The organism is Okeania sp. SIO2B9, from assembly GCF_010672505.1.
GTDB classification, from domain to species: Bacteria; Cyanobacteriota; Cyanobacteriia; order Cyanobacteriales; family Microcoleaceae; genus Okeania; species Okeania hirsuta.
On the sequence record NZ_JAAHGK010000401.1, the window covers coordinates 1 to 5723 of the forward strand.

Genomic DNA, 5723 nt, shown 5'->3' on the forward strand with positions numbered 1-5723 from the left:
CTTTATAAAAACGATAATTAGCCATGTGATTAAAAACTACATCGGCAATAATTTTAATTCCCCGTTCGTGAGCAGCGTCAATCAAATCCTTTAAATCTTGCTCACTTCCTAGATTTCCTTCGAGAACATAATCATAAGGCTGATACTGAAAGTACCAGTATTTGTCTGATGTACAGGCATCATCTTCCCGTGATGGTGTTTGATTGGGAGGAGAAATTTGAATATAGTTATATCCTGCTGCTTTAATTTCTGGCAGTTCTGCTGTGACATTGGCAAAACATTCATCGAAAGCGTGGTAGATAACATCTGCTTTGGCAGGAGCAGCATTGGATGTCAGTCCAATAATTACTGCCAGGAAGCAGGTACAAACCCACGTTATTAGAAAACTGAAAGCCAAACGATTTTTTGTGTCCATAAATACGATTCCTGTTTCTACTTTATAGGTAATATCATGTTCCGATCATAAGTGATAAAAAAGTTTTTGTCTGTAGTAGAGATTTAGCCAATTAAATATCCATCTTTTTGCTCAAACCCTACTATGCAGCTCTAATTATAAATATTCAACCAGATATGATATAGCAAAATGATATAACAAATTGTCTGAATTTAAGGCTATTTATAATGAGACATCTCTAGAAAATAAACAAGCCTTTGTAACCTGTTGTCAAGGACAGCAATAGAGTTATCAAATATATTAGGTGGATTTTGTAGATTTAGAGAACTAATTTTTTATTTTGCTAAATAAGCAATTCGATTCAAGAAACGATTCAACCTTGTTCTCGTTAACTTGACTTCTGATTCGGATTCGCCCATCAATAATCCAATTTGCTGACCTTGCATAATATTTAATGAAGGAAAATGGTCCTTTTCAAACAAAAGAATATTTAAGGAACCACCATATTTAAAACAACCTATGCGATCGCCTTTTTTCACTTCAACACCATTTGTACTATCAGTAATATTCTTGAATGCTTCCTCAAATATCACTGAAGCAATAGTATTCAATCCTACAGGAATCATGCCAACACAACCATAATTGGCTGTTTCGATCACCAAATATCCCCGCCGAAAATGTTCAAAGACGCTGTAGCTATATCCATAACCAACATTATCATCGTTCAACAAACCCGGAAAATTATTGATGCCGAAATATTCTCCAGCTACATCTTCATTAGATTCTACAACCTTGCCAGATACAGGTGCATGGTAGTAGTGATAAGTATCAGGCATAAGAATACAAGAAACTGCAGTTCCTCCCAGGAAGCGATCGGCATAACTGGAATTATTCAACAGCTCTTTCACATTCAAAAATACTGTTTTGACAGCAATTTTTGTTTCCAATGTTAAGTCGTCAACAATCATATTGATGACACTATCTGCTGGAGCTACCACAACAGAATCATCATCTGGTGCAGTAATGGGTCTTGACTTGCTTTCTGTGTTGAGTTCCCTGGCAAAAAATTCATTAAAATTAGTAAATCCTTGATGTGCGGTTCCCGGTGCCGGACAAGAAAACTCAGAACAAACTGCATCTGCACCACCCAGTTCATTTATCCATTGGTCAATGAGGTCTGTGCTGTCAGTAGAATCAAGATAATCACCGCGCAAATCTACAAATTGTTTGGTCATTTCATAACCTTTACCTTTGGTGACAAAAGCCAAACCGTATTCATTCTTATAATATAGCCAACTAAATTTTTGGATATAATCCAACCCTTCTGGTACTCCCGGTAGCCACTCGTACCATTCTTCAAAGAAAGCGCATAGGGTATCTATTGTTGCCCCTTGCCAGTCCTTTTTAACGCTTTCATCTATACCTTCGGGAATTGGTTTGACATTTTCTACTGCTGCATCAAAAAAGGTTTTAAACCCAGTATCATCAGTATTGTACCAAGTTCTGATTTGGTTGATAAATGGTTGAATGTCTTCTTTGTTTGGTAGTGACATGATATTCTCCTTAAGTTAATTTCCTGAAAGTTGAGAAAGTTTTGAGGATGGCTGCAAATACAGCCATCTCTCGCAAAAAATAGCGTCGAGAGGTAGCAAAAAGCATTATTCTGACTAACTCCAATCAACAATATTGTTTGATCTACCATTGGTAGATTTTTCTTGTCAATAGGGGCGATCGTACTGTGGTATTGAGCATAGCGATCGCCTCTTTCCAAATATTAGGGAAGTAATCAAATCAAAGTGGGCTATTTTGCCCACCATGACTTCCCTAAAAGCAAAAGGGTGCGTTCTAACAAACACACCTGACCTAACTAAACACCCAATATGGCTGGATTAGCCCGAACTTCGTTAACCACCTCTCGCACGATGTCAAATAACTCAGCCACGATGTACTCGACAAAGGGCTTACCGTCCACATCTCTCTGTAATCCAAGGGTCCATAATGACCGAGCGCATTACCACGATCTTGTCGCCAGTTCCAGTACTGGAAGTAGGATCGGGAAGATTCGGGTCAGTCTCCGTCAAGCGTCCGAGGTAATCATTGAAAAATACCTCGCCGTAGGTGTCGCTGTAGAAGGATGTCGAACTAACAAGAATCTTATAGTTGTAGATGTCACGATCATCTGCCTTCAAACTGATGCGATCGTAGATCATCTCATTAAACGCATTCAACTTGTCCAGATTCGTTTCCACCGGGCCACCTGGGTTTAGCTTATAGTTGAAGGCATAAGTGAGGATATTCAAATCTGACCCCTCCTCGCGCAGAGTTGCCAGATCCGTACCCATGGCATCGTTGAGGATTGATTGAGGGGTTTTGCCAGACAGCTTACTCAGAAAAGACTTGACTGCCTCTTCTTTACTTAGGGTTGAGTCAGACCAATGAGGCGTTGGCTCCACAGTGAAATCTGGGTCCTGATCGCTCATCTCCACTAACTTCCAATGGAAGATTTTACAGTTGTACGCCGTCAGGGTCATCAGTTTACCGTAACCATGAGGTGTGAGGGGGATAGCCGCATGGCTGAGATATACCCCTGCTGCTGCTGCCCCTGGCTTCGAGCCTTCAATACCATAGTCTCCCAGAGACAATTTGGGATCTGTCTCGCCGGGAGCATTGTTGATATAGGGGGCGCCAAAGGCGATCAGAGTCCGCATCGTCATATTGCGATAACACAAAGCCCCCGCTGGATAAGGCAAGTAACCAGTTTTGTGGGGATCGATCGTAATTGTATCCGTCTTACCCAGTTGCCCATATTGAGCCATAACGTAGTCGCTGACGGCTCTCGGGACGTTGGTTTCATCGACACCGATCAGCGAAGCAAAATAACCACCCCAAGCACAATCCGCATGCACCACAAAGTCCACATCATTATCTTTACGATAGTTGTTCCGCAGATCCAAAATCTTCACCAGCTCATCCACTGTGCCCTCTTCCGTGCTGCCAAACACCGCAACCACCGCAATAATGGGGTGCTGCTTCCCGTCCCCTAAAGTTTCTGAAATAGAGTTGTCGCTAAATAGATAGAAAAAATCGCTCAAATTAAGACACAGTAGTAATTCCATACGTTTTGCACTGGAAATTGCTAAAATCCTTACATGATAAGGGTTTAGCAGTTTTTTATAGTTATAAAGCGACAAGTCTAGTAACTATATCTTGAGATTTAGGGTTTATCGAACATCAACTAATGTAACTATTTGTTGAGTTGAACCTAAAACTGGGCGAATCTTTCTCCCATTGCGCTTCAGAGGCTCGATCATGGATTGAACCTTAGCCGCAAACAGGTAGGGACGAATTTGAGTGTTATCAGGAATTTCCTCGAAAGCAAAATACAAAGTGACAGGCAAATTGTGAATTGCTTGACCAGTAATATAACCAACTAGATCGTGCTCAAAGCTGTGGAAAGCATTTTTCCAGGAGTGTTGCTTAGGCATACTCAAGTCAGGAAGATTATTCTTAGCACTTACCCAGTGCCAAGTACCACCATGTTCGTGGTCTATCATATACTTAAACCAATAAGCATAGGTAGTGGGCAAGTATTTAGCGTAAGAAGGATCGCGCAAACTGAAGGTAGCAGCAGTTTGATCCAACTCAGCTAAAATCCACCATTCTTTATCAGTTTCTAACTGACCATATTGATTGATTCGACGACCCCAAGTTCCATCTTCTAGGAAAGCTTCTTCAAAAATTAAAGGTACTTTTTCTTGAGCAAAAGCAGTGAGTTCGTAATGTCCAGTTAATTTACCGATTTCATAGATCAACCATAAGGTTTTAATGGAGTGACCAAAATCTGTATGATCTGTTCCTAACCTTTGTTTGCTTGGATCGGTAATTGCTCCAAAGAAAATATTGTTGTCTGGTGTATAAAACTGCTCGCTCATAATTGTAGCTAGATGCACCAAGTCATCTTCCCATTGGGAGCGGAGGGGTTTGCCATTAAAAGTTTCAGGCAATGTGGGAGTGAGCAACAACATATAACCATAAACTTGGTCAAGTTGAGCTACTAATTCCCGTTGATCCTTACTAACTTTTTGTTCGTTACCATATTCATCAACGTAATCTACATAATCCTCATGTGCCCATGCAAGTAAATCCCATTCTGCATCGTAATAGGTCTCAAAGATATAGTCTTTGAGGGCAACGATATCTTCTAATACATCGGGGTCACGGGTAAGATAGTAGTAGAATCCTAGACCAGCAACAGCATAAGCCATATCTTGACTGATCCTGCGATCTTTACTTGGTAGGCCAACTCCATCTTCAAAGTAGGTGTAAGCACCACCTTCTGGGGCTAAACCATATTCGCGTAGATAATCTACTCCATCTTTAGCCCATTGTAGGTATTCGCTCTTTCCGGTTAGATGGTAAGCAACGCCATAAGCAAAGATTTGTCTTGATTTTGCCCTGATGTACTCTCGATCGAGCTTGACGATACCCGAATCAGCATTTTCAAGTTCTGGACAGGGATTTCTCCAACTGTACAAAGACCCGTCATTGCATCGATAAGTCGGGTAATTGCCAACGGGATCGCCCAGTGCTTCGTCCATTGTCCAAAATGGGAGCAAGTCTTCTTCCAAATGTTGCAGCCAACGTTCGCCTGTGGGAACATCGGCAATAATTCCATCAATATTATCAACAGGATATTGATGAGTTGAGGACACTAATGCTAAAGCTGGTTGAACGCTGGATACAAACAGAAGTGTAAAACTCAGGAATATACTGGCTGCCATCTTAAATAGACGATGGCGAGTTAGGTTGAACATAAGAACTATTGTCTGTTTTGAAGGTGAACAATTCAACTTTCTTGAAGGCCATAGCAATCAAATAATATTCATTAGACATCTCCAGAAAAGAGGCAGTAGGCAGCTTTGCTGTAGGCAGTAGGGAACCCACCCCTCGCCCCTCCCCCTCCTGGGAGGGGAAATAATTGATAATTTATGTGTGAGAATTGATTTTATTTGGGATTTTTGGAGATGCCCATTAGTTGCTTGCACTTATTGCCTTTACTCAAAATACTATCACGTCTTTTGTTCTTGTCAACAATTTATTTTTTATTAAAAATCAGAGATTTTAGTTGACAAATAATCACCAATAGCTTATATATGAAACAACTATTCTGAAGGAGATGTAGGAATTTAAGAGGACGGCGATCGCCTTAAAACTAAATGATTCAGAATTGTGCTTGATCGCTCTCCTTAACAAGATTAATTAATCAGTTACACTTGATAACAAGGTAGAATTAGCTTGGACTTCAGCTACTACTTTAGAAGTAGTAGCA

General features: G+C 40.6%; 4 protein-coding genes. All 4 read right to left on the reverse strand.

Annotated elements, in window-relative coordinates; all coding sequences use genetic code 11:
* Positions 1 to 415: alpha-amylase family glycosyl hydrolase (locus tag F6K13_RS15430; RefSeq protein WP_287287795.1), on the reverse strand; the 415-nt coding region annotated here is incomplete at its 3' end.
* Between the two features lie 314 nt (positions 416 to 729).
* Positions 730 to 1947, reverse strand: a complete 1218-nt coding sequence (locus F6K13_RS15435) for a phosphatidylserine decarboxylase (protein ID WP_124154352.1) — start codon at positions 1945 to 1947, stop codon at positions 730 to 732.
* Between the two features lie 408 nt (positions 1948 to 2355).
* Positions 2356 to 3510, reverse strand: coding sequence for a hypothetical protein (locus F6K13_RS15440; RefSeq protein WP_124154351.1), 1155 nt, complete (start codon positions 3508 to 3510; stop codon positions 2356 to 2358).
* Positions 3511 to 3615: 105 nt separating this feature from the next.
* Positions 3616 to 5208, reverse strand: a complete 1593-nt coding sequence (locus tag F6K13_RS15445; protein WP_205127396.1) for an AGE family epimerase/isomerase — start codon at positions 5206 to 5208, stop codon at positions 3616 to 3618.
* Between the last annotated feature and the right edge of the window lie 515 nt (positions 5209 to 5723).